At 70.7% G+C, this 19,953-nt stretch carries 16 protein-coding genes; 5 read left to right on the forward strand and 11 right to left on the reverse strand.

Annotation, left to right across the window (positions count from 1 at the left end; translation table 11 throughout):
* Window positions 1–28: 28 nt before the first annotated feature.
* A complete protein-coding gene (locus ACFYPC_RS24280) occupies window positions 29–1,171 on the reverse strand; it encodes an aminoglycoside phosphotransferase family protein (RefSeq protein ID WP_388679802.1) in 1,143 nt (380 codons plus the stop codon).
* A gap of 233 nt (window positions 1,172–1,404) precedes the next feature.
* Between ACFYPC_RS24280 and ACFYPC_RS24285 the strand changes: the two genes are divergently transcribed.
* The gene (locus ACFYPC_RS24285) at window positions 1,405–2,904 is read left to right on the forward strand and encodes a hypothetical protein (RefSeq protein ID WP_388679804.1); all 1,500 of its coding nucleotides are present in this window, start codon (window positions 1,405–1,407) and stop codon (window positions 2,902–2,904) included.
* Window positions 2,905–2,965: 61 nt separating this feature from the next.
* Here the strand turns inward: ACFYPC_RS24285 and ACFYPC_RS24290 are convergent, their stop codons facing one another.
* The gene (locus ACFYPC_RS24290) at window positions 2,966–4,432 is read right to left on the reverse strand and encodes a PP2C family protein-serine/threonine phosphatase (RefSeq protein WP_388679807.1); all 1,467 of its coding nucleotides are present in this window, start codon (window positions 4,430–4,432) and stop codon (window positions 2,966–2,968) included.
* 234 nt (window positions 4,433–4,666) lie between these two features.
* On the reverse strand, window positions 4,667–5,338 hold the full coding sequence (locus tag ACFYPC_RS24295) for a CGNR zinc finger domain-containing protein (RefSeq protein WP_388679810.1): 672 nt from the start codon (window positions 5,336–5,338) through the stop codon (window positions 4,667–4,669).
* Window positions 5,339–5,510: 172 nt separating this feature from the next.
* Here ACFYPC_RS24295 and ACFYPC_RS24300 point away from each other — a divergent pair, with 172 nt between their 5' ends.
* Window positions 5,511–6,251, forward strand: a complete 741-nt coding sequence (locus tag ACFYPC_RS24300; protein WP_388679812.1) for a metallophosphoesterase — start codon at window positions 5,511–5,513, stop codon at window positions 6,249–6,251.
* Window positions 6,252–6,279: 28 nt separating this feature from the next.
* Window positions 6,280–6,903 (forward strand): LysE family translocator, encoded by a 624-nt coding sequence (locus tag ACFYPC_RS24305; protein ID WP_388679815.1) that lies wholly within the window; start codon window positions 6,280–6,282, stop codon window positions 6,901–6,903.
* A gap of 28 nt (window positions 6,904–6,931) precedes the next feature.
* On the opposite strand, the gene ACFYPC_RS24310 is transcribed toward ACFYPC_RS24305, so the two are convergent.
* The 4 genes from ACFYPC_RS24310 to ACFYPC_RS24325 form a co-directional block, all read right to left on the reverse strand.
* Window positions 6,932–7,957, reverse strand: coding sequence for a Gfo/Idh/MocA family protein (locus ACFYPC_RS24310; protein WP_388679818.1), 1,026 nt, complete (start codon window positions 7,955–7,957; stop codon window positions 6,932–6,934).
* 50 nt (window positions 7,958–8,007) lie between these two features.
* A complete protein-coding gene (locus tag ACFYPC_RS24315; protein ID WP_388679821.1) occupies window positions 8,008–9,105 on the reverse strand; it encodes a chemotaxis protein in 1,098 nt (365 codons plus the stop codon).
* A gap of 133 nt (window positions 9,106–9,238) precedes the next feature.
* Complete coding sequence (locus ACFYPC_RS24320; RefSeq protein WP_388679824.1) at window positions 9,239–9,766, reverse strand: DUF4232 domain-containing protein; 528 nt, start codon at window positions 9,764–9,766, stop codon at window positions 9,239–9,241.
* A 180-nt stretch (window positions 9,767–9,946) separates the two neighbouring features.
* Window positions 9,947–11,599 (reverse strand): alpha/beta hydrolase, encoded by a 1,653-nt coding sequence (locus ACFYPC_RS24325; RefSeq protein ID WP_388679827.1) that lies wholly within the window; start codon window positions 11,597–11,599, stop codon window positions 9,947–9,949.
* Window positions 11,600–11,900: 301 nt separating this feature from the next.
* Here ACFYPC_RS24325 and ACFYPC_RS24330 point away from each other — a divergent pair, with 301 nt between their 5' ends.
* A complete protein-coding gene (locus ACFYPC_RS24330; protein ID WP_388679830.1) occupies window positions 11,901–12,596 on the forward strand; it encodes a chaplin in 696 nt (231 codons plus the stop codon).
* A 346-nt stretch (window positions 12,597–12,942) separates the two neighbouring features.
* On the opposite strand, the gene ACFYPC_RS24335 is transcribed toward ACFYPC_RS24330, so the two are convergent.
* Window positions 12,943–13,704 (reverse strand): MBL fold metallo-hydrolase, encoded by a 762-nt coding sequence (locus tag ACFYPC_RS24335; RefSeq protein WP_388679833.1) that lies wholly within the window; start codon window positions 13,702–13,704, stop codon window positions 12,943–12,945.
* A gap of 153 nt (window positions 13,705–13,857) precedes the next feature.
* Here ACFYPC_RS24335 and fes point away from each other — a divergent pair, with 153 nt between their 5' ends.
* A complete protein-coding gene (fes, locus tag ACFYPC_RS24340) occupies window positions 13,858–15,123 on the forward strand; it encodes an enterochelin esterase (RefSeq protein WP_388679836.1) in 1,266 nt (421 codons plus the stop codon).
* 35 nt (window positions 15,124–15,158) lie between these two features.
* On the opposite strand, the gene ACFYPC_RS24345 is transcribed toward fes, so the two are convergent.
* The 3 genes from ACFYPC_RS24345 to ACFYPC_RS24355 are packed head-to-tail and all read right to left on the reverse strand — an operon-like array spanning window position 15,159 to window position 19,941.
* A complete protein-coding gene (locus tag ACFYPC_RS24345; protein ID WP_388679838.1) occupies window positions 15,159–19,076 on the reverse strand; it encodes an amino acid adenylation domain-containing protein in 3,918 nt (1,305 codons plus the stop codon).
* Complete coding sequence (locus ACFYPC_RS24350; protein WP_388679841.1) at window positions 19,073–19,303, reverse strand: phosphopantetheine-binding protein; 231 nt, start codon at window positions 19,301–19,303, stop codon at window positions 19,073–19,075. The genes ACFYPC_RS24345 and ACFYPC_RS24350 overlap by 4 nt, the downstream gene beginning before the upstream one ends.
* Before the next feature lie 5 nt (window positions 19,304–19,308).
* Window positions 19,309–19,941 carry an isochorismatase family protein gene (locus ACFYPC_RS24355; RefSeq protein ID WP_388679843.1) on the reverse strand — a complete coding sequence of 211 codons (633 nt, stop codon included), beginning with the start codon at window positions 19,939–19,941 and terminating at the stop codon, window positions 19,309–19,311.
* Window positions 19,942–19,953 lie beyond the last annotated feature (12 nt).

Here is a 19,953-nt window from a genome sequence, read left to right on the forward strand (position 1 = left end):
AAGGCGCGACCGCGGACCGCCATCCCCGTCAGCGAGTTCCGACCGCCGCTCGAACGGCCCGCCGGGCCATCTGGCAGTCGTCGTGGAGCCGCCTCAGCAGCAGCCGCTGTTCCTCGCCGGACGGCGCAGCACCCGGATGGGCCGGTCCCGGTGCCGCCGGGGTCGCGTCGTGCATCGAACGCTGCACGGCCGTCTCGTAGGTACGGATCTCCCGGGTCAGTACGAGCATCAGGTTCACCAGGAACGCGTCGCGCGCCGCCGGCCCCGCCGACTGCGCGAGCTGGCTGATCTGCCGCCGCGCCACCGGAGCGTCACCGAGGATCGCCCACAGGGTCGCGAGGTCGTACCCCGGCAGATACCAGCCCGCGTGCTCCCAGTCCACCAGCACTGGACCTGCCGGTGAGAGAAGGATGTTCGACAGGAGGGCGTCGCCGTGGCAGAACTGGCCCATGCCCTGGCGGCCCGCCGAGTGCGCGATGCCGTGCACCAGTTTCTGCAGATCGCCCATGTCCCGGTCCGTGAGCAGACCCAGCTGATGGAAACGGGAGATCCGCTCCGCGTAGTCCATCGGGGCGTTGAACGTCCCCGCCGGCGGCCGCCACGCGTTGAGCCGGCAGATGGCACCCAGTGCCGCCCGAATGTCCGCGCGCGGCGGGGCCTCCGCCGGATGCCGCTGCAGCGCGGCCACCCGGCCCGGCATCCGCTCGATCACGAGGGTGCAGTTGTCCGGGTCCGCCGCGATCAGCCGGGGCACCCGGACCGGCGGCCGGTGCCGCACGAACGAGCGGTAGGCAGCTATTTCATGCTGGAAGCGCTCAGCCCACACCGGAGAGTGGTCGAGTAGACACTTGGCGACGGCCGTGCTGCGCCCGGTCGTGCCGACCAGGAGTACGGAGCGTCCGCTGCGGCGCAGTACCTGAACCGGAGCGAACTCCGGACAGATCCGGTGCACCGACGCGATCGCCGTGCGCAGCTGCGCGCCCTGAGGGCCGGACAAGTCGAGTCTCCCGCTGAGCGGTTGGGTGCCGAGCCCCGGAACTCGCCGCGTCCGGCCGGCACCGAGCACGGGGCCCGTCGCGGGACGCGCGGGGTCGAGGTAGGGGCCGCTGCCCGCCGGGCGGGGGTGCAACGGCCGGGGCGGGGCGGACACGGAGGACGATGCTGTGTACATGGGCGAAACAGATCCCTTCGTGTGCCTGCAAGATGCCGCGCCACCCGCCCCGGCTGCCCTGGTGCACCCTGGGGAATGTCCCTGGGGCAACCGGGTCGGGGTGGCGCTTTCCTACCTGACACCGGATGCCCAGTGGCACACCATCTGGCGCACCCTGGCGAACCCTGGCGAATAGTCGCTCAGCAACTGACAGACGGTTACTGTCAATTCAGCCGAGAACCTGGGGGCTTGACGTGAACGGACAACCCAACACCCGCCTGTCGGACCTGTTCGGCCTGGCCGGCTGGTCCAAGGGCGAACTCGCGAGAATGGTCAACCGGCAGGCGGCGGCCATGGGCCACCCCCAGCTGGCGACCGACACCTCGCGGGTGCGGCGGTGGATCGACATGGGAGAGATCCCGCGCGATCCGGTGCCGCGGGTGCTGGCAGCTCTGTTCACCGAGCGTCTCGGCCGTGTCGTGACCATCGAGGACCTCGGTCTGGTCCGGCACGGGCGCGTGGGGAAACGGCAGGGCGGCGGGAATGCGGAACATCCCGACGGAGTGCCGTGGGCGCCCGAGCGGACCGCTGCGGTCCTCACCGAATTCACGGGAATGGACCTCATGCTCAACCGACGCGGCTTGGTGGGCGCGGGTGCCGCGCTTGCCGCGGGCTCCGCACTCAGTACTGCCATGCACGAGTGGCTCCACACCGATCCGGCCCTCGCGGCCGACGCCCCTGATCTCGATGATCCCCTGCACGCCGACCCCGCTGGGTTCGACCGCTACGAGGCCGCCCCCATCGGGTCGCAGGAGATCGAAGAGCTGGAGCGCTCGGTCGAAGTGTTCCGGGCCTGGGACGCGGCCCGCGGCGGCGGGTTGCAACGCAAGGCTGTGGTGGGGCAGCTCAACGAAGTGGGAGGAATGCTCTCCTACCGACACCCTGACCATCTGCAGCGGCGCCTGTGGGGCGTCGCCGCCAACCTCGCCGTCCTCGCGGGCTGGATGTCGCACGACATCGGCCTGGAGCCCACGGCCCAGAAGTACTTCGTCATCGCCGCCCACGCGGCCCGTGAGGGCGGCGACCGGCCCCGCGCCGGGGAGGCGCTCTCACGAGCGGCTCGCCAGATGGTGCACCTGGGCCGGCCCGACGACGCACTCGACCTCATGAAACTCGCCAAGTCCGGTTCCGGCGACGAGGTGTTGCCGCGCACCCAGGCCATGCTCTACACCATCGAGGCCTGGGCACAGGCGTCCATGGGCAAGGGCCAGGCCATGCGGCGCACCCTCGGCGAGGCGGAGGACCTGTTCGTCTCCGACCGTGGCGACGTCCCTCCACCGAGCTGGATGCAGATGTTCGACGAGGCCGACATGCACGGCATGCAGGCCCTGGCCTACCGGACCCTCGCCGAACACGAGCCGGCCGCGGCCGCCACCGCGCAGCGCCATGCGAAGGAGGCGCTCAAGCTGCGCGGGACGGGCAGGGAGAGGTCACAGATCTTCGACCACATCTCCCTGGCGTCCGCCTGCTTCATCGCCGACGACCCCGAGCAGGCCGACCGGTACGCGCGACTGGCCCTGACGTCGATGGGGGCCAACTCCTCCCACCGCACCTGGGACAGGCTGCGCGAGATGTACCGGCTCACCGGGCAGTACTCCAGCTATCCGAAGATCCACGAACTGCGTGAGGAGATCGAACTCGCCCTTCCCAAAGGCACGTTCAAGCCGAAGGGTGGGAACAGCGAGCGGGCCTAGGTCCGCGGGTGCAGCGAGCAGGACGTGAGCTCGACCGCCATGGCGTGGTGATGGCCGTTCGTCAGGAGCCGACCCTGGCCACGAGCACGCAGGCGTCGTCCTCCCGCTCGGTCTCACCGAACTCCTCGACAACCGCCCGTACACACTCCTGCGCCGTGCGGGCCTCGCTGAAGCGCGGGGCCAGGGCGAGCAGCCTCGGGACGGCCGCCGTTCCTTCGCCGCTCTCGGACTCGTCCGAGCCGAGGGACTCCCATCGCCGGGGGACCAGCCCGTCCGTGTGAAGGAGCAGCAGGTCGCCGTCTTCGAGTGTCTCTTCGGCCTGTCCGTAGGTGGCACCCGAGGTCGCCCCGAGCAGCACGCCGTCCGGTGCTGTCAGCATGCGCCCCGTCCCGTTGCGGAACAGCAGCGGGGCGGGGTGTCCTGCCTGTGCCCAGGTGAGGGTGCGGGTCTCGGGCCGGTAGCGGCAGCAGACGGCGCTGCCGAGGGCCGGTTGCACGGAGACGTCAAGTAGCTGGTTCAGCCAGGACATGAGTTGCCCAGGCTGGGTGCCGGCCACGGCCATACCGCGCAGGGCGCCGATCAGCATCGCCATGCCCGAGGTCACCGAGACTCCGTGGCCGGTGAGATCGCCGATGCTCAACAGCGTTTCGCCGTCCGGGAGTTCGAGCGCGTCGTACCAGTCGCCGCCGACCAGTGCGCTGCTGGACGACGGCAGATAGCGGGCGGCGAGGTCCAGTGTCTCGGGACCCTGTTGCGGGAACCGCAGGGAGCCACGCCACGGCGGCAGCACGGCTTCCTGCAGTTCTACCGCGAGCCGGTGCTCGGTCTGCGCGATGTGCCGCTGACGCTGCAGCGAGTCACGGGTCTCGCTCACCGTCCGCTGGCTGCGGCGCAGTTCGCTGACGTCGCGCAGCACGGCCCACATCGAGACGGTGCTGCCGTCGGCGTCGAGCACGGGCTCGCCCATCATGTGCACGGTCCGCATCCCGCCGTCGGGCCGCTGGATGCGGAACTCTCCGTCGATGGGCTTGGCGTCGATGAGGCAGGCCGTGACCATCGCCGTCAGCATCGGCCGGTCCTCGTCGTGCACCAGCGACGGCAGCTCATCGAGCGTGAGCGGGGGAGCGGCCGGGTCGCGCCCCAGGATCTCGTAGAGCTCCCCCGACCAACTGGCCTCGTCCGTCAGCAGATTCCACTCGGCGCTGCCGACCCGGCTGAGCAGTGAGCCGCGCCGGGGTGTGGTCGGCACGGCTCGGACGGCGGGGACCGGCGCGGGCTGGACGGGTGCGGGTGGAGGTCCGTCCCGCAGCTGGGCCAAGTGTTCGTCCAGGTCGTTGAGTTGATGCAGCGCCAGATTGCACAGTGCACGCTGCCAGCGCCCCTGTGGGTTCTCGTCGTCGACGGGTGCTTCCCGTCGTACGGCGTCCACCTCGCCGCGCAGCCGCCGCGTCTGCGAAATGAGCGCATCGACCGTGCCGCGCTGCGGCGGCTGGGCGGCTGAGCGGTCCGCAGAGAGATGGGAGGGCATGACGTACTCCGATGCGGGGACGGTACGACCAAGGCTGACGGAAGGACCGTTACGACTCTCGCACAGCCCGCGACGCGCTGTAAGGGATTTGGCAACACACGATACGGTGGTGCATCTGGCATATGCCACAGTCCCCGCGGAGTGCGTGTCCCGGCCGCGTCCGGATCGTGCTCGATGCGATCAAGTCGTAGACGGCGTACGTGACTTGATGGCGCCCGGGGCTAAGCGTGTACGTTACTCATTCTCTTGTTCGAGGGTCGTTTGTGCTAGTCCGGCTGTGTTACGGAATCGGGCATCGGTAGAACCGTCATCAGCTTCCGTGCGCTGACGCCTGTAATGGCGAGCTGCTCGGGCACGGTTTCCGCATGACGGCTTGCACCACTCCTGCCGCCCGTGGCTCTTGACGAAGTAGCGCACGCAGCGGGGCGCCGTGCAGGACCGCAACTGCGTGCGCTGCGGGCTGCTGAGGAAGTCGATGGCGGCGCGGGCCAGTGCCGCGACAAGCCGAACGTACGGATCGCTCTCCGCCGACAGCAGTCGGGCGCTGGGGACTCCTTCAGCGGGCCAGTCCAGCTGAGGGGCGACCAGTTCCTGCGCGGCAGCCGTGTTGAGGAGGGTCATCGCCTGGTCGGCAGTCATCAGGCGATGGGCGTCCGCCGGGCTGGGCGGAGCGGGACTGACCACCCGGGCGAACAAAGCCCTGACGGCCTGCCGAAGCTCGATGATCCCGACCCTGAGGTTTTCATCCGCGGCGAGTTCGCCGGCCGGAATGTCGGCGGCCAGTAGATCCCTCTGCTCGTGGATCCAGTGCGTTGTTCCCTGGACCGTCGCGAGGTCGTCGGCGACGCCGCCGTCTCCGTCGTGGCGAATCGTGCTCGCCAGTTCCAATGCCAGCCACCGCTCCACAAGGCATCCCTTTCCTCTCGGTGCCCGGTCATCCGCCACTTGATCGCATCCCCGAGCACACCCTAAGGTTTCTAATGGAAAACAGAAAATATCCGTTAGAGGCTGGAGTAGGTGGAGGCACCCGCCCTGGCTTGGGCCGGCGGCTGAGCCCGCCATTGGAGGCGACTGCGGAATGACGCTGCTTGCACAGATCAGCGACCTGCACCTGGACGGCAGCGAGAGGGCAACCCGACGCGCCACCCGTGTCATGGACTATCTGCGAGCTCTCCCCCACCCGGTTGACGCGCTCCTGGTCACCGGGGACATCGCCGATCACGGCGAGGAGGCCGAGTACGAGGAAGCAGCTCAGATCCTGACCGCCCCCTTCCCCGTGCTCACCTGTCCCGGAAACCACGACGCGCGACCGGCCTACCGCAAGGCCCTGCTGGGAGAGGCACCCGGCCACGGTCCCATCAATCAGGCCCACCACATCACCGGCGCCACCATCCTGATGTGCGACTCCACCATCCCGGGCCGCGACGAGGGACGCCTCGACGCCCAGACACTCGCCTGGATCGACACCACCCTCACCGCGCTGCCGCAGGACACCGCGGCACTGGTCGCCTTCCACCAGCCGCCGGTCGAACTCCATCACCCACTGCCCGACTCCTGCATGCTCGAAAAGCCCGGAGAACTGGCCGACCTGCTCGACGCGCACCCACAGGTCGCCGCCGTCCTCACAGGCCACGCACACACGGCGGCCGCCTCGACCTTCGCCGGGCGTCCGCTGATCGTCGGACCGGCCATCACCTGGACTCTGCGCATGCCCTGGGAGGGTGACAAGGCCGCAGACCGCGACCAGCCGCCCGGCCTCGCGTTCCACATCCTGGACGACGACCGGCGCCTGACCACCCACTACCGCGTCGTGCTCTGATCCCCCGCTCGCACGATCCGGAGGCACCATGGTCCATCCCTACGCCGTCGCCGGGTTCCTGGTGGCCGTCCTTCCTCTGATCGCCACCCCCGGAGCCAGCCTGGCCCTGCTGCTCCAACACGTCACCGACAGCGGCCGTCGGCAGGCTCTTCCCGTCATCCTCGGCACAGTCACCGGCCTGTACATCCACGCCACTCTCGCCATAGCCGGCCTGTCAGCCCTGGTCATGCACTCCAGCCAGGCCTTCACCGCCGTCAAGCTCATCGGTGCCGTCTACCTCATCGGCCTGGGCATATGGACATGGCGCTCCGCCGCATCGCACGCGGCAGCCGTCCCCTACCGCCAACGCCTGCCGAAGGGGGCGGACTCCGTCTACGCCCAAGCGTTGCTCGCCAACGTCCTCAACCCGAAGGCCGCAGCTGTCTACTTGACCCTGGTTCCCCAGTTCATCGCACCCCACCAACCCTTCGGCGGCCAGATCCTCACTCTGGCCACCGCCCACGCGCTGCTGATCGCACTCTGGCTCGCCGCCTGGACCTTTCTCATCCTGCGTGCTGCCCACGCGCTGCACAGAACCCGCTTCAAGCAAACTGCCGCCAAGGTCACGTCGGCGGTCCTCATCACCCTCGGCATTCGGAGCGCCGTGACATAGGCCGAGAGCGCGACGGGCGCGGCGGGCGTCAGCGGTCGATCCGGTCGTAGAGTCCCGGGCGCGGGGCGAGTTCGACGGTCACCCGGCCGCCGCTCTCCTGCGCCAGGACTCCCGCCTCGGCGACGGCGGACGCGGCGTATCCGTCCCAGGTGCTCGGTCCGACGACCCGGCCCTCGCGGGTCGCGTTCACCCACGCCTGCACCTCGCGGTCGTAGGCGTCGGCGAACCGTACGAGGTAGTCCTGCGGCACCTCCTCGGACGCGCCGCCGGCCGTCGTCACGACCATCGTGTGTTCGTCCCCGATCCGAGCGCTCCCGCCCTCGCAGACAGCCTCGCATCGCACCTGGTAGCCGAAGCCGGAGTTGACGAAGATCTCCACGTCGACCAGGGCACCCTCCGCCGTCTCGAACAGTACGAGCTGGGGGTCGAGGAGGCCTCCCGGGGCGCGTGAGCTCGGGCGCGGTTGCAGCACGGTCACGGCCGTGAGCTCCTGGTCGAGCAGCCAGCGCGCCGCGTCGATCTCGTGCGAGACGGAGCTGTTGACCAGCATCGCGGTGGTGAAGTGAGCCGGCGAGGAGACATTGCGGTGCGTGCAGTGAAGCATCAGTGGGCGGCCCAACCGTCCACTGTCCAGCAGGGACTTGAGACGCTGGTACTCGGCGTCGTACCGGCGCATGAACCCGATCTGCGCCAGCCTCCGCCCGAGCCGCGCCTCGGCCTCCACCACCCGCAGCGCGCCGGACGACTCCGGAACCATCGGCTTCTCGCACAGCACCGGCAGGCCCCGCGCGAAGGCCGCGAGCAGCGCCTCCTCGTGCGCGGGCCCGGGGGACGCGATCAACACGGCCTGTACGCCGCGTGCGTCGAGCGCGGCCGTTGCGTCGGCGTGCACCGAGACGCCGTCGATCCCGGCCACGGCGTCCTTGACCCGCTCGGTATCGGGATCCGCGACCGCGGCGACCCTCGCGCCGCTCACCACCTGGTCGATTCGCCGTATGTGGTCGGCACCCATGTGTCCCGCACCCAGAACTGCCACACCCAGTAGGTCACTCACGCGCTTCGCACCTTCCCGCCGACGACAGGGATCATTGTCGGCCGGGGAGATCAGTAACGCAGCACCCCTGCGATCCCTTTCGCGTCCCCGAGGCTGCCGTCGGGGACGAAGCGCACCTCGGCGCCGGTCTCCAGACACTGTTCGACGATCTCGTCGACGATGTCCTCGCGGGCGTCCAGATCACTGCTCTCCGCGGGAACGAGATGGTCGCCGTCGTCGTCCCGTACCGTCACACGGAAGTTCTCCTCGACGGCGAGCAGTTGCACGCGGCCCTCGGCCGCGGTCTGCCACACCTCGTCGACCCCGGCGGCGAACGCCTTGCGGCCACGTGCCGATTCGAGCTCCCGGACCACCGCGTCGACGTCCTTCTTCTCCTCGGCGCTGATCAGCGGACGAACCGCGTGCCACACGGCGTCGGGCGTGCCGTGAGCGAGACCGCCGTGCGGGATGTGCGCCGCTTCCTTGGTGACGGTGCCGATCTCCTCGAGGAGGGAGAGCGCGGCGGTCTCACCGGTGACGTACAACGGCCGCGGGTGCCTGCGCAGGACGGCGCCGACGGCGGTGTCGGCGTCACGCAGGAAGTGCCGCGTCTGCTCGTCGCGGAAGGAGCTGGGCAGGTTGCCGACGCGTTCCTGGCGCTCGGCGTCCGGGTCCTCCAGGCTCCGCGTGAGCGGAAAACCTCCGGAGTTCTCCTCGACGACACGGTCGACGCCGCCGTTCCACAGCGTGATCCGGTCCGCCGAGACCGACAGCACCCAGAACGGCCGCTCGGAGGCCTGCGCGGCGACGAGATTGCGGGTCAGGAAGGTGTCCGAGAGCACCACGCGCTCCGGCACGGTGCGGGCCAGCGACCAGACCTGGTGCTCGCCGGGGGCGGCGAAGATCGCCAGGCCGTCCTCGGCGTGCGTCAGATCGACCTCAGCGAGGGCCCGGTCGAGCTGCTCGACGAGGTCCATCCGCCGTTCGCGGGTGACCGACGGATCGGCCTCAAGCTGCTTCTTGGCCTCGGCCACCACATTGCGCAGCCGGACCGGATCCTGGGCGTTGTCGGGTTCGCGGCGGTGGGTCGGCGTCAGCACGGAGACCGCGGGATAGGGCCGGGGCCTGCGCAGTTCGGTCAGGGTCGCGGGACTGAGTGCGTGCTCCATACCTGCACGATAGGGCTAATTCGCCTATCGGGCACTTGGTGCACTTGATCGGGCGGGACCCCGTGAAGTTCTGCGGGGTCCCGCCCGTCCTCCGTGCCCGGACCGCCTGGCTGCGCGGGCGCCGCCGCGTGTCCTACTTGAGCCCGAGAGCCTTGTCCGCGGCGGCCACCGACGGCTTCCACCACGTCGTCACCGGCTCCCACACCAGGACCGCGTCACCGGCGCCCAGCTCCGGCGCCGTGAAGGTACGGCCGAACCGCGCCGGGTCGGCGGAGACGCCGATCGAGTCCACCCGGCGAACCTCGGGGTCGGCGGGGTCGACGATCGTGCGCAGGGCCGCGTACGCCGTCTTGCCGGCGCCGACCCGGTAGGGCCCGCTGTCCCCGGCGGGCACCGGCAGGGCCGCGCCGTCGAGATCCCCGAAGGTGACGGTCGGGATGCGGTCCACGGTGCAGGTGCGCGTGGAGTGGTTGGTGACGCTGATGTGCACGACAGTGGCGTTTTTGGCGGACTGGTGTGCCGCGAGGGTGAGGGCCTCGTCGGGGCAGACGGCGACCTTGGTGGCGGTCGGCGTCTGCGCCGTGGCGGCCGAGCCCTGAGGCGCGGCGACGAGCAGCGCCGCGGCGGCGGTCGCGAGGGCGAGGACGGGACGGATACGCATCGGTGGTGTTCCCCCTGTGAAGCTGCGGTGGGCATGTGCCCGGGAAGTGCGGCGCGCCCGGTCGAGGCGACGCCTGCCCAGTGTGACGGCCGTGCCGATCAGGAGGTTGTAGCCGACTTGTCCGTGTTACACGGCTGTTGCAGTTCCCTGGGGACCACGGTTCTCGCGCGAGCGCCCCGTTCAGTCGCCGGAGTCAGGCGGCCCGCACGAGCTGCCGTTGTCCGGCAGGGAGCCGTACAGCAGGAAGTCGTCGACCTTCTGGTGCACACACTTGGAGGACGCGTACCCGGTGTGGCCGTCGCCCTTGTTGTCCAGCACGACGGCCGACGAGCCGAGCCGCTCGGCGGTCTCCACGGTCCAGCGGTACGGAGTCGCGGGGTCGCCACGGGTGCCGACGAGGAGCATCTTGGGGGCGGCCACGTCGCGTACCTCGTCGCGTATGTAGTCGGTGCCCTTGGCGCGGCCGTAGCACATCAGTACCTGGGTGAGCCGGTACTCGCCGAAGACCGGGGACACCTGCGCGTACTCGGCGCGGAGTCTGTCGATCTCCTTGGTGATCTGGTCGGCGGAGGGCCGGTCGGGGTCGTCCGCGCAGTTGATCGCCATCAGGGCGGCCGGGAGGTTGTCGACGGGGACGTCCACGGGGTCGACGAGGCCGCCGTCCGGGCTGGCCGTCACGGTCAGCTCGTCGTCCTTCCGGGCTGCCGTGTCCGATTCGCCGTCCGGCCGGGCCGGCACGGCCGGTTCGCCTTCCGGCCGGCCTCCGACGGTGGTTCCGGGGAAGGCCGCGCCTCCGGACAACTGAACGAGCCAGCGGGTGTCGCCGTCCTGCAGCAGGGAGTTGAGGGCCTGCTCCAGCGTGGGCCACATCTGACGGCTGTAGAGCGCCTGGCTGATGGCGCCCACGAGGTCCTGTCCGGAGAACTCCTGGCCGAAGTCGGCCGGGACCGGGTCCGCGTCCAGCGAGTCGATGAGCTGGACCACCTCTGTTCGGGCGCTGCGCGGATCCTGCCCGAACGGACAGGTCAGGTCCTTCGTGCACCAGGTGAGGAAGTCCTCCAGCGCGGCCTGCTGACTCTCCGCGCCCACCAGACCCTGCTCGGCCAGCGGTTCGGTGAGCGTGTCCACACCGTCGAGGACCAACCGGCCCGTCTTCTTGGGGAACTGGGCCGCGTACACCGCGCCCAGACGTGTTCCGTAGGAGAAACCGAGGTAGTTGAGCTTCTTGTCGCCGAGGGCCTGGCGCATCACGTCCATGTCCCGGGAGGCGTTGACCGTGCCGATGTGGCGCAGCACGGGCCCCGAGTGCCTGGCGCACTCGTCCGCGGCCCTCCGCAACGCCTTGAGGGCGTCCTGCGGATCGGTGGTGTCGTCCGTCCTGCCGTCGGTTTCGCCGGCGCCCTCGCCGCAGCTGACGGGCGAGGACTGGCCGACGCCTCTGGGGTCGAAGGTGACCACGTCGTAGCCGTTCGTCAGGCCCATGAAGTCCTCGCCGCCGACGGCGAGTTGGGGTATCCCCGCACCGCCGGGGCCACCGAAGTTCAGCAGTACCGAACCCCGTGACTTTCCCGTCGCGCGATAGCGGGCCAGCGCCAGGTCCAGTGTTCCGTCACCGGGTTTGGCATAGTCCAGCGGGACGGTCACCTTTCCGCACTGCATGTCCTCGGGCATCTCGTAGCCATTGCACGCGGACCACTTGATCTTCTGACCGTAGAAACGGGACAGGTCGGGAGCGTCGGCGGCCGTCGCCACCGAAGGGAGTCCGGCCGCCAGCAGGGCCAGCGTCACGGTCGTGGCTCCGGTGAGCGCGCAGCGTTGGTGCACGGACGGCATGCATGCCTCCAGGTAGGCCCGGCTGCCCCCTCGCCCACGATAAGCGCGGGTTCCCGGGGACGCCTCTGGGCGAGCGGAAAGGGCCCTGGTGCCTTAATCTGCGCGCCCGACGGGAGGCCGGCCGACGTGTTTCAGGAGCGCCGACTCCGCGCCTACGCCGGTCGCGCAAGCCCCCTCGCCAGTTCGATAAACGGGACGCTCGATGGGGTGAAAGACCGATAAGCCATAACTCGGATGGTGCTCCCGCGTTTTATGCCATGCGGGCGACCGCCCGCGACCATGTCTGGAAGGCAGGGACCCTATGAAACGGGTTACCCGAAATGGATTGATCGTCGCAGCCGCCGCCTCGGGCGCCATGGCCGTGACCATGCCGGCGCACGCCGACTCCGCGGCGGACGGCACCGCGGCGCGCTCGCCCGGTCTGATCTCCGGCAACACCATCCAGCTCCCGGTGCACGTGCCGGTGAACGTGTGCGGGAACACCGTGAACGTCGTCGGGCTCCTCAACCCGGCGGCGGGCAACAGCTGCGCCAACAAGGGCGGCGGGGCCGGGACGCCCGGCGGGACGCGCGGGGGCAGCGGGGCCGAGGCGCCCGGAGGGACGCAGGGCGGTGCCGTCGCACACAGCAGCGGAAAGGATTCGCCAGGTGTGCTCTCCGGTAACGGTGTGCAGCTTCCCGTCGATCTCCCCGTCAACGTCACGGGCAACTCCGTGAGCGTCGTCGGCATCGGCAACGCGGCCGTCGGCAACGAGTCCACGAACGACTCCGGCGGCCGGCCCGACCGCCCGGTCAAGCCCGCACCGAAGCCGCCCACCCCGCCAACCGGGGTGCACACGCCACCTGGCACGCCGCGTCACCAGGCTCCGCCGCAGCCCGTGGCGTCCCTCGCCCACACCGGCGCCGACCAGACCCTGCCCGCGATCGCCGTGAGCACCGCCCTGCTCCTGGGCGGGGCAGCCCTGTACCGGCGATCCCGGCCGGCCGCGACCCGCTGACCCCACCGCCCGCCGCCCACCGAGGCCGGAAGGCTCCAGCAGGGAAGGCTCCAGCAGGGAAGGCCCCACCGGGCGCGCTTGACCGGTGGGGCCTCCTTCTTGCCACGAGGACGGACGCAGGCACCTTCGTGTTGTCACTGAGCCCCGTCGGCCTCCACCGGTCCCGGTGACAACACGCTCACCGGGCCAGGCGTGCCTGAATTTGGAGACCGCCGCACTGTTGCGTGACGAGATCGACCGCATCCAGAGCCACGTCGACTTCCTGGCCCGCGACCGCGACCGCGACCGCGACGCGCTGCGGGCATATCTGGCGGCGGCCCGGCCCGGCGCGGCCGACTGGACCGCGTCAGCCGGCCAGCTCCCGCGCGCGTCGCGCGGCCTCGCGCACCGGGCCGTGGTGCACGGGACCGTGCCCAGGCAGCAGGACGTCCGCGGCGAGGGCCTCGATGTGTGTCAGCGACGCCCGGGCCTTTACACGCTCGGTGTCGAACATGGCCGGCAGAAGCTGCGGACCCCGTACCCGTGACGTGGGGTGGCCGGTGACCAGGGCGTCGCCGGAGATCAGGATTCCGGCATCCGGGAGGTGGAAGACACAGTGCCCCGCCGTGTGGCCGGGCGTGTGCACCGGAACCGGACGGCCGGGCAGATCGAGCGCGCCCGCCTTGGGGAACGGCTCCGGCCTGGTCATCCGGACGTCCGCCTTGCCGCCCGACTTGACGGCGTGCAGCGCCCACGGCAGGACGCCGGGACGCCAGGCCTCGCGAAGCACCTGTCCGGTGCTGACCTGATGCAGGAACTCCCGGCGCGCGTGGGGCAGTTCGGCGTCGTGCAGGTGGACGGGGATGCCGAAGGTGCTGCTGAGGTACTCGGCCGAACCCAGATGGTCGCTGTGCGCGTGCGTGATGAGCACGCCCGTGACGGCCTCGGGGGAGTGGCCGAGAGCTTCCAGCGAGGCAAGGACCGCCTGTCGGTCACCGGGATAGCCCGTGTCGACCAGGGTGACGTCGTCGCCCTCGGCCAGGATCACCCAGTTCGTGTCGCTGCCGTGGACCAGGTGGACCCCGGCGGCGACCTCGACGATCGTCTCGTCCGTCACTCCGGCGCGCATGACTCTCCCGATGTCTGAGAACTTTCCCGGCCGAGCGCGGCCGTGTCAGGGGGAAGGTACCGCGCGTACCTGAAAGCGTCTCGACCGCACTCCGACTGCTTCACCTAACCTAAAGATGGCCGACTCACCCCCCGTCATCCGGAGTCAACCCGCATGTTCGAGCTCGTGCCGCCCGAGGGCACCCCGCACCACCCGCCCCGACTGCCGCGCCCCGAAGCGCTGCCGCGACTCCAGGAACCGGGCTGCCCACTGCCGGCGCCGGAAGGCGTCGAGGAGTTCTGGGCCGGGATCCGCCGACGCGGCACCCCGCTCGTCTCGCCCGACCCTTTGGGCAGCGCCGATCATGTGGCCGTCACGTACCTGTGGCGCGGCACGCCCGCCACCCGGGCCGTCCAGGTCCTGCCCAACAAGCTCGGCGACCCGCGCGTCCCGGCGGGCAACCTGATGGAGCGGGCTCCCGGAACCGACGTCTGGCACTGGACGCTCCGCCTGCGCCACGACTGGCGCGGCACCTACGATTTCTACGTCGACGAGGGTGAGGGTCCGGACCCGGGCACTCCCGAGTACTGGCGATGGCTGCGCACCCAGCGGCGCGCCGACCCATTCAACGCCCGGACCCTTCCGCATCGTTGGGGCGGTACCCCCGTCCCGTACGCCGAACTCCCTGGTGCTCCTGGCGCGCAGGCCTGGACGCCGAGGCCGGACGTGGCCCGCGGCACGACCACCGAGCACAAGGTGGAGAGCGCGCTCCTCGGCGGGCGACGGCGCGTCTGGCTGTATGAACCCCCTGGGGAGCGACGGGAGTCGGCGGGCCTGCCCGTCCTGGTCCTGCTCGACGGCGAGCACTGGCAGCCGGGGCTCGGTCTCGCGAACCTCCTCGACAACCTCATCGCGGACGGCCGAATCCCGCCGCTCGCCGCCGTTCTGCCCGAGTCCGTGGACGCGGACACCCGCTGGGCGGAGCTGACGTGCCGTCCGGAGTTCGTCGCGTTCCTCGTGGACGAGCTGCTGCCGTGGGCGGCCGGCCGGCTGCCGGTCACGGACGACCCCGCGCGCACTGTGATCGCCGGCCAGAGCCTCGGCGGCCTCACCGCCGCCTATGCCGGCCTCAGGGCCCCGCACCGCTTCGGCAACGTGCTCGTGCAGTCGGGCTCGTTCTGGTGGCCCGTCGGTCCGGAGGCGGAGTGGTTGACCGGGCGCGTCGCCGAGGCCCCCCGCCTTCCGGTGCGCTTCCGCCTCTCCTTCGGCGAGCAGGAGTGGGTCGCCCTCCCGGCGGCCCGTCGTCTGCGCGACGCCCTCACCGCCGCCGGCTACGACGACGCCTCCTACCGCGAATTCAACGGTGGCCATGACTACCTCTGCTGGCGCACTGAACTGGCTGATGGGTTGGTCGAGTTGCTGTCCGGCGCCGGCGGCTGACCCGCCACCCGTCCAGGTGACGCGTGCAGACGTGCTCATCTTCGCCCTGCGCAGGCATCGTCGAGCTCCTTCAAGCGGGCCGCGAGATGCGCGGCGATGTCGTCGAGGTGCCTGTCCCGCATCAACTGCGGGTGCGTGCAGTCCAGGTCGTGGTTGACGACGGCACCGGTCACGTGAGGGCGCCAGGCCTCCCGGCTGAGCCAGTCCTCGGCACGCGGTGCCGCGGCCGTGAAGAACAGCAAGTCACCGTCGTACAAACGGTGTTGGTGTTCGCGCATCATGCGCGCGTGGTTCGGCACGATGTCGACGATCTTCGACAGGGTGTGGTCGCTCAGCCCGGCGAGCGGGCTGCCCGCCCGACGTAGCGTGGCGAGTACGTCGTCCCTGGTGCGCTCCTCGGTGCGGTCGAAGCCCGCCATGCGCAGTACGGCGGTCAGCGCGTCGCCCTCCTCGGGCGCGGGCCGTTCGCGCCACTGTTCGGCCGGGAACGCGTCGAGCAGCGCGAGGAGTTCGACCTCCTCGCCGGCGTCCTGGAGCAACACGGCCACGGTGTGCGCGAGGATCCCGCCGACGGACCAGCCGAGGAGACGGTACGGACCGTGTGCCTGTACCTCGCGGACCCGCTCGACGTAGTCGGCGGCCTCGTCCTGGAGTGTGCTCGGCAGCGGCTCGTCACGGACCAGGCCGCGTGCCTGGATGCCGTACACGGGCTGTCCCGGACCGAGCTGGGCGGACAGCCCCGCATAGCACCAGGAGATGCCGCCCGCCGGATGGAACGCGAATAGTGGACGCCGGTCGCCCTCGGCGCGCAGCGGGAGTACGACGTCCAGTGCGTCCCCGGAGGCCGGTCCCGCCTCTTCGAGTCGACCGGCGAGTGCGGCCGGGGTCGGCGCCTCGAAGAGCGAGCCGATCGTCAGCTCGGCGCCGAGCTCCTCCCGTACGCGTGCCACCAGCCGCACCGCGAGCAGAGAGGTGCCGCCCAGATCGAAGAACGCGTCGTCGGGACCGGCCTGTTCCACTCCGAGCACCTCCGCGAAGAGCCGCGTCAGCGCCTCCTCGCGCGGACCCGAAGGGCGCCTGGCACCCTCCCCGCCCGCGAAGACCGGGGCCGGGAGTTCGCGCCGGTCCAGCTTGCCGTTGGGGCTCAGAGGGAACGCGTCGAGGACGACGACGATCGCCGGGACCATGTGCTCCGGCAGCTCGCGCGCCAGCGCTGCCCGTACGGTCGCGGGATCGGCGACGCCGGTCACGTACCCGACCAACCGGTCGTCGAGGACCAGTGCGCAGGATCCGTCCACCCCGTCCTGGTCGGCCAACGCGGCCTCGATCTCGCCGAGTTCGATGCGTTGCCCGCGCAGCTTCACCTGGTGGTCGGTGCGGCCCAGGTACTCGACCTCGCCCGACTTCGTCCAGCGTGCCAGGTCGCCCGTGCGGTACACGCGGCTGCCGGAGGGGCCGAACGGATCGGCCACGAACCGGGACGCCGTCAGCTCCGCACGGTTCAGATAGCCGTCCGCCAACTGCACTCCCGCCAAGTACAGTTCGCCCGGAATTCCCGGCGGGCAGGGCTGCAACGCGGCGTCGAGCACGTACAGACGGGTGTTCCACACCGGCCGTCCGATCGGCACCGGTCCCGAGCCCTCCGAGGCGCAGGCGTGGTAGGTGACGTCGACGGCGGCCTCGGTCGGCCCGTACAGATTGTGCAGCCGGGCGCTCGGCACGGTGCGCCCGAAGGCGTTCGCGGTCTCGCGCGGCAGGGCCTCGCCGCTGCAGAAGACCAGGCGCAGTCCCTCGCACTGCGCGGTGTCCGCCTCCGCCAGGAACACCTGAAGCATCGAGGGCACGAAGTGGCAGGTGGTGACGGACTGTTCGCGGATCAGCCGGGCCAGGTAGACGGGGTCCTTGTGGCCGCCGGGCTCTGCGACCACGAGCGCCGCGCCCTGGCGCAGTGGCCAGAAGAACTCCCACACGGACACGTCGAACGACGAGGGAGTCTTCTGCAGCACGCGGTCCTCGGCGGTGAGCCCGTACTCGTGCTGCATCCAGCGCAGCCGGTTGTCGATCGCCGCGTGGGAGACGACGACGCCCTTGGGGTGGCCCGTGGAACCGGAGGTGTAGATGATGTACGCCGGATCGGACGGAGTGAGCGCCCGAGGCGGGTTCACCCACGAGTGCGTGGACACGTCCAGCCCGTCCAGGACGACGAGCGGCGTGCCGGAGTCCTCGGGGAGACGTCCCACGCGGTCGGTGACGGCGCACACCGGCGCCGCGTCCCGGAGCATGTAGGTCAGCCGCTGCTCCGGGTAGTCCGGGTCGAGCGGCAGATAGGCGGCGCCCGCCTTCAGTACGGCGAGCAGCGAGACGATCAGCTCCACCGAGCGCGGCACCGAGACCGCCACCACCGCGCCCGGCCGGGCGCCGAGGGTCTGCAGGTGCCGGGCCAGCCGGTTGGCGCGGGCGTTGAGTTCCGCGTACGTCAGAGAGGTGTCGCCGTACACCAGCGCCGTCGCGTCCGGCGTCCGGGCCGCGCGCGACTCGATGGGGCCGATGAGTGTGGTCGGCGGCAGCTTGCGGACCGTGTGGTTGAACTCGTCCACAACCAGGGCGTGTTCCGCCGGGGTCGCGATGCCGTGGGCGGCGAGCGGCAGTTGCGCGTCGGCGTTGGCGAGACGGTCCAGGAGGTGCAGGAACCGCTCCTGGTGCGCGGCGAGTTCGGAGTCCTCGTACAGGGCGGGGTTGCCGTCGTGGTCGATGCGCAGGCCGTGGCCGTCGGCGCGGTCGTAGATGTTGACCGTCAGGTCGTCGACCGGGCCGGCCGACAGGTTTCGTGCCCGGGTCGGTGCTCCGGCGAAGTCGACGCCGTAGTCGAAGGGCATGATGTTGACGAGCGGACCGACCAGGCCCCGCATCTCGCCGAGCAGCCCCAGGTCGCGGCGGATGTCCTCGTACCGATAACGCTGGTGGCGGCGCACCTCCCGGATACCGAGGACCACTTGGCGTACCAGCTCGGCGAAGGTCGCGTCGGGGGAGACGGTGAGCCGCAGCGGCAGCACGTTCATCACCATGCCCGGCACGCGCAGCGCCACCGAGCCCATGCGGCCCATCATCGGCAGGCCGAGTACGACATCCGACTGTGCAGTGGCCCGGGAGGTGTACAGGGCCTGCGCGGCGATCAGCACGTCCGGCCAGGTCGCGCGGGACCGGGCGGCGAGCTCGCGCAGGCGCTCCGTGGTCTCCCGCGGCAGATACGTCGTACGACGGCGGAATGTGCGCGAGGGAAGGGCGCCGCGGCCCGCGAGCCGCGGCGCCTCCGGACGGTCGGCGAACGCCTGGGCCCAGTGCGCGCGGTCGGCCGCGAAGGCGTCCGAGGAGCGGTACTCGGCGTCGTCGGCGACGAGTTCGGCAAGCGACCTGAAGGTGCGCGGACCCGGCTCCGCGCCCCGGGCGAGCGCCGTGTAGGCCTCGGCGGTGCGCCGAACGAGGAGCGAGTAGCCGAAGCCGTCCATGACGAGGTGGTGGATGCGCTGGTACCAGAGCCACCGCTGTTCGCCCACCTGGAAGAGGGCATGGCGGAACAGCGGTCCCGCCGCCAGGTCGAAGGGGTCGCCGAGGTCGGCGCGCATCCATGCCTCGGCCTGCTCCTCGGCGTCCTGCGCCGCGCGCAGGTCGCGCACGGTGAGCGGCAACTCCACGGCGGCGGCGATGTGCTGGCGCGGGCCGTCCGGGGTCTCCTCGACGCGTACGCGCAGTGAGTCGGCCTCGGCGACGACCTGCCGCAGGGCGGCGGCGAAGAGCTCCGGGTCGATCGGCCCATCGATCTCCAGGCACTCCGCGGTGTTCTGCGCGGGGCTGCCCGGATCCAGGGCCTGCGCGAACCACATGCCCGACTGGGCTGCCGTCAGCGGCAGTTCGGTGACCGAGGTGTCGGTGTCGCCTGTCAGGAGGACCGTCATGAGACAACTCCAAGGAGTGGCGCCCAGGCCTCGATGGCGGGCTGCTCGGCAAGGTCGGCGAAGGCCGCCTCGACGCCGTGGTCACGGCGCCAGCGTTCCAGCAGCGCCATGACCCGGACCGAGTCGAGGCCGTAGTCCACGAGGTTCTCGTCGAAAGGGATGTCCGCGGGATTCTCGCCGAGGGAGTCGGCGACATCGCTGCGGATCTGCTCCAGGGTGAGGGCCATCGGGCTCAGATCTCCTTGAGAAGCGCGTCGGTGGTGGTCACGACCGCGCAGCGGCCCGCGGCCCAGCGCAGTGCCATGTCGTGGTCCTCGCGGGAGAAGTCGGCGACAGCGTCGGCGACGACGAACGCCTGGATGTCCCGCATCCACGCGTCGCAGGCACTCATGAGGACGCCGATATGGGCGTACACGCCGACGACGATCAGCTGGTCCCGGTCCTCGTCGCGGAGCAGTTCCTCCAGCCGGGTGCGCACGAACGCGCTGTACTTCCACTTGGTGAGCATCCGGTCGCCGGGCTGCGGCGCGACCGCCTCCGGCACGCTGAGCGCCTGCGGGTCGTTGGCGACTCCGGGACCCCAGAAGTCGAGCTGGAGACCGCGCTGGCGAGGAGTCTGCCCGCCCCGCTGTGTCGAGTACACGACCGGTATGGCGCGGCTCCGGGCGTGGTCGAGCAGCCGGGAGGTGTTCTCGAGCATCCCGGTCAGGGGCGGTTCACCGGCCGGGAACGCGCCGAGGAAGTGATTCTGCAGGTCGTGGACGAGCAGCACGGCGCGCGCGGGATCCACGGTCCAGGCGACCCGGTTCGCGGGCAGCTCGTCCTCGGTCGGCAGGGGGTAGGGGGCTATGGCCGGAAGTGCCATGGGAAATCTGGG

This window comes from Streptomyces sp. NPDC005808 (genome assembly GCF_042871385.1).
Lineage (GTDB): Bacteria > Actinomycetota > Actinomycetes > Streptomycetales > Streptomycetaceae > Streptomyces.